Genomic DNA, 1,412 nt, shown 5'->3' on the forward strand with positions numbered 1-1,412 from the left:
AGATTGGATTCTAATAGTTTTTAGTAGCTAAAATCGTTGCGGAGCACTTGTGTATAACGGTCTCGGTTATCGCCAGTAGGCGGAGTAGGGGCCGCGGATTTGTCGGCTTAGTATTGGTTTGTTGGTCAATTTAATTATTTTCTTTCTAACGCTACCGCTTATTGGCGATGAACCGTTGTTGCCCACTGTAATATAATACCTAAATTTAATTAGAAAGATTTACCGTAATGACTCATTTCTAAAAATTCTTTTGGCTCATTCATATTTATAATATCTTTTATAGCTTTCTTTTTATTTTTAGTATTTCTGTAATAAGATTCGGCAATTTTATATCCTATATAATATCCTAAATCTGCTGGGCGATTTGTGTTGTAATTATAAAACCAATCTGTTTCTTCAAAAGTTTTTTCAGCATCGTGATCATTCTTAAATTCCAGCCATAATTTTTTCTGGTTTTTCTCTCCATATTCAAATATAGCTGCATTCATAGATTGCTTTTGTAACAACTGGGTGGCAATAAAATCAGCTGAACCTTCTGTTATTGCTTGAGATAGTAAAGATTCATTTTCATTATCACCATTAGGTTGTTGAGTGTGTACTAATTCGTGAGCAACTAATGATTTAATATCTCCGGAACTATTTTGAAATACCTTTTTCATAAATCCATTTATTTCTGAAATATCTACTTTTTCAGGATCTACTGTAGCGATTTCGGTACCTATTAAAATCAAACCTTTATCTGTGGTACCACCGGATTGAATTGGAGAAATTGCAAAACATATATTTGGTGCTTGGAAATTAGAATAGTAATCTGCCATTTTCCAATAAATGGAATCGATTTCCTTCTTTTTATTTTTAACTTCTAATGTGAGAGGTCTAATTGTTTTCCAAAATTCTGGAGCACCTTTTATCCAATTTACGTATTGTTTCGCGGTGAAATTTCTTAATTCTAGAAATTTTTCAAATTCAGGACTTGCTTGGTCAATATATAGACTTTGAAAAGTTTGAACACTATCTGTGCTTTTCTCTAATGCCTCATAAGCATTCCAAAAATTATCAATATCAACCGTAATTACTTTATAATTTAATTCAGACTTTTTTTCCTGTGCAAAGGATACAAATCCAGTAAGCATTAGTATTAGAAGATAATTTTTTATCATTTTGTTTGAAGTTAAAATCTTAAAATATTATTGTGGGCAACGGTTTCGAATAATCGTCAGTTGTGGTTGAAGGTATTCGGATTTGTCGGCTTAGGTTTTTGTTTCCTAGTTTCTAAAAGTACTATTTTATTTCAAATGGCCACTGAAGACTTACCCGTTTTGAAGGCTTCCCTGTTTTTGAAGACTTACCCGTTTTCGGACAGCTCTAAATTACACAATTTTTCTTTTTTCATTGGGTCTAGACCCAATGAA

Annotated in this window: 1 protein-coding gene; it reads right to left on the minus strand. The window is 32.2% G+C overall.

Going from position 1 to position 1,412, the window contains the following annotated elements; genetic code table 11:
- Positions 1-209 precede the first annotated feature (209 nt).
- Positions 210-1,133, minus strand: a complete 924-nt coding sequence (locus ACSHZO_RS15820) for a DUF2268 domain-containing putative Zn-dependent protease (protein WP_298248422.1) — start codon at positions 1,131-1,133, stop codon at positions 210-212.
- Positions 1,134-1,412: the final 279 nt, after the last annotated feature.

The organism is Christiangramia sp. 3-2217-3z (assembly GCF_051195275.1).
In the GTDB taxonomy this organism is placed as follows: Bacteria; Bacteroidota; Bacteroidia; order Flavobacteriales; family Flavobacteriaceae; genus Christiangramia; species Christiangramia marina.

Excerpts from the sequence above, each read along its gene's own strand:
- ACSHZO_RS15820 (WP_298248422.1), bottom strand. The coding sequence starts at position 1,133 with ATGCTTACTGGATTTGTATCCTTTGCACAGGAAAAAAAGTCTGAATTA.